Source organism: Frankia sp. CgJB1 (assembly GCF_977947065.1).
This window is the reverse complement of record NZ_CDWTNB010000279.1, coordinates 1-2917: the sequence shown is the minus strand read 5'-3', so window position 1 is coordinate 2917 and position 2917 is coordinate 1. Positions and strand designations below refer to the sequence as shown.

Sequence of the window (2917 nt, the reverse complement as noted above, 5' to 3'; positions counted from 1 at the left end):
TAGAATAATCAAGTTATTTCAATGCAAATCCCATGAGGTCGAAGTGGACCACCTGCCGGAGTATACCGGTAGAGGTGCATTCCGCTATCCGCACCGGGATGAGCTTACGGCGGTTACCCTCGGGATCGTATTCGAACGCCGCCTGCCATTCTGCCCGGCAGTACGGGGAATTCAGATACTCGGGCGAGAGCACCGCGATCGTGTGCCGGCAGTTCTCCACCCCCTGACCCAGTTGCGGCCGGGGCCGATATGCCAGGCCTGAAGAAACACGCGATAACCGACCTCCTGTAGCTGCCAGGCGATCCATTCGGCCCAGTCCCGGTCGCGCTGGCAGTAGCTGATGAAGAAGTCGCCCTGGTCCACTCGATTCCCACCTGTGAAATCCTCCGCACTGCTCTCTCCAGCTGAAGGATAATCGTACCGCCGTTCCGGGATGAATGCTACCGTTTGTTCGTGGGATGCGCCCCTGAACGCAATGTCATGTAGCCTAAGTTGATCATGTGGTGCAGGGTTGAGCGTGTGGAGCGGGTGTGTCAAGAAAACGACTCTGTCGCACATCTGGTGGTCGTTGACATGACCTGCTATACCACGTGCCCGGACCGGGTCAGCTCCCCCCTGCCAGCATGCGGGTCGATTTCACCGTCCATCGCAGCGGCGACTCCGGGTCCCCCGCTGGTCGGGCTCGACCAGCGCGAGCCGCGCGTCCACCAGGCGCGGGTCCTTCTCCCGCAGCGGTCTGCGGCCCGCGCCCGCCGTGCGGACCCGCCCGGACGGAGGCTGGCCACTGTCCAACGCCGCCGCCCCGCGCGAGACGGTGTCTCCTCCGAGACCCCCGCTGCCCGGGTCACCAGACGAATCCCGCCATGCCCCAACGCCCTGGCATCCGCCCCCAGCACCAGCCGCCGCCGACGCTCGTCCAAATGCGGCAGCAACACCGCGAACTTCTCCGCTAGGACCTCGTCGGTCCCCTCCCTCACAGAGCATGGTCAAAAGCCGAAGTTATTTTCCGGCGGCTCCCTGGTCCGGGGCGGTGATGCACGGTAATTCGGGATGGGCCTGGCCGATGTCGGCGATCCGCAGGTCCACCCAGGCGAGCAGACCAGGAACGGCTACGCCGTGCGGAGGCCGGTCCGCGTAGGGGGCGAGGTTCGCCGCGCCGCGCCGCAGCACGGCCACGCCGCCCTTGACGTTGCCGCGGGCCAGATGGGTGACGCCGACGGCGAGCTGTGCCAGCCCGCGCCACAGCCCGCGCTCGCCGGGGTCGGTCTCCGGACTCTTCCAGACGGCCTCGAGTACCTCGTGTGCCTGGAAGGGAAGTCCCGCGTCGAGGAGTCGCTGGGCCTCGGCGAGTGCCGCGGCCGGCGGTAGCGGGGCCGAGGAGGCGAGCGGCGGCACGCCGGTCTCGCCGTGGGGAAGGGGGCGGCCCAGCGCGTCCCGGGGCCGTTCCCCGGGCCGGGACACCCCGGACCCTGGTTCAGTCGCGGGGTGTGCCCGGGGGACGGGGCGTGTTCCGGGCAGCGGCCGTGTTCCGGACGGTGCGCGTCGCCCGGAGCGGTCCGAAGTGGTCATGCGGTCCACTCTGACCGTCCCTAGCGGGTGGCGCCTCCCGTAGCCGCGCGGACCGGAGTCGTCGCCAGGCAAGACCTGGGGCGCGGTGTCAGCGTCCGCCGGTGTCAGCGGCTGATTGCGGCGCGCAGCGCGTCGGCGCGGTCCGTGCGCTCCCAGGTGAAGTCGGGCAGCGTCCGACCGAAGTGGCCGTAGGAGGCAGTCTGCCCGTAGATCGGCCGTAGCAGGTCGAGGTCCCGGATGATGGCGGCCGGGCGCAAGTCGAAGACCTCCGAGACGGCCCGCGCGATCTCCGGCACCGGCACGGTCTCGGTGCCGAAGGTCTCGACGAACAGGCCTACCGGCTCGGCCTTGCCGATGGCGTAGGCAACCTGCAGCTCCGCCCGCCGGGCGAGGCCGGCCGCGACGACGTTCTTGGCGACCCAGCGCAGCGCGTAGGCGGCCGAACGGTCGACCTTGGACGGGTCCTTGCCGGAGAAAGCACCGCCGCCATGACGGGCGTAACCGCCGTAGGTGTCAATGATGATCTTGCGGCCGGTCAGGCCCGCGTCGCCGATCGGGCCGCCGATCTCGAACCGGCCGGTCGGGTTCACGAGCAGCCGGTAGCCGTCTACCTCCAAGCCCAGGTTCTCCTCGGCCAGCCGCTTGAGCTCGGGGGCGATGACCTGGTCGCGGATGTCCGGAACCAGACGGGTGGCCAGGTCGACGTCGGCGGCGTGATGCGCGGACACGACCACCGTGTCCAACCGGACCGGGCGGTCCCCGTCGTATTCGATGGTCACCTGGGTCTTGCCGTCCGGCCGCAGGTAGGGCAGCAGGCCGGCGTGACGCACCTTCGACAGCCGCTGGGCGAGGCGGTGGGCCAGTGTGATCGGCAGCGGGAGCAGGTCGGGGGTCTCGTCGGTGGCGTAGCCGAACATGATCCCCTGGTCGCCGGCGCCCTGCTGGGCCAGCGTGTCCTCGCCGCCCTCGACCCGTGCCTCATAGGCCTTGTCGACGCCCTGGGCGATGTCCGGGGACTGGGCACCGATCGAGACCAGCACGCCGACGGTCGCGCCGTCGAAGCCGGTGGCGGCGTCGTAACCGATGTCGGTGAGGGTGCGCCGCACGACGGCGGTCACGTCGATGTGCGCGGAGCTGGTGACCTCGCCGGCCACGTGCACGTGCCCGGTGGTCAGCAGTGTCTCCACCGCGACCCGGGAGGTGGGGTCGCCGGCCAGGAACGCGTCGAGCAGGGCGTCACTGATCTGGTCGGCGAGTTTGTCCGGATGGCCTTCGGTGACCGACTCGGAGGTGAAAAGGCGACGGGACATGGAAGGATTCCTCATTTCATGGAACAAGATATGGATTT

Annotated in this window: 2 protein-coding genes and 2 pseudogenes; all 4 read right to left on the bottom strand. The window is 68.9% G+C overall.

Features of this window, described 5'->3' with window-relative positions; translation table 11 throughout:
- Positions 1-13: 13 nt before the first annotated feature.
- Positions 14-558 (bottom strand): annotated as a pseudogene (locus AC08OT_RS19830) (toll/interleukin-1 receptor domain-containing protein).
- Positions 559-590: 32 nt separating this feature from the next.
- Positions 591-977 (bottom strand): annotated as a pseudogene (locus AC08OT_RS19825) (ISAzo13-like element transposase-related protein); the annotation flags it as partial.
- 22 nt (positions 978-999) lie between these two features.
- On the bottom strand, positions 1000-1461 hold the full coding sequence (locus AC08OT_RS19820) for a DUF309 domain-containing protein (protein ID WP_476594751.1): 462 nt from the start codon (positions 1459-1461) through the stop codon (positions 1000-1002).
- Positions 1462-1673: 212 nt separating this feature from the next.
- Positions 1674-2879 (bottom strand): methionine adenosyltransferase, encoded by a 1206-nt coding sequence (metK, locus tag AC08OT_RS19815; protein ID WP_476594750.1) that lies wholly within the window; start codon positions 2877-2879, stop codon positions 1674-1676.
- Positions 2880-2917 lie beyond the last annotated feature (38 nt).

What these genes read in the sequence shown, in the direction of transcription:
- metK (WP_476594750.1), bottom strand. Translation starts at nt 2,879, where the DNA reads ATGTCCCGTCGCCTTTTCACCTCCGAGTCGGTCACCGAAGGCCATCCG.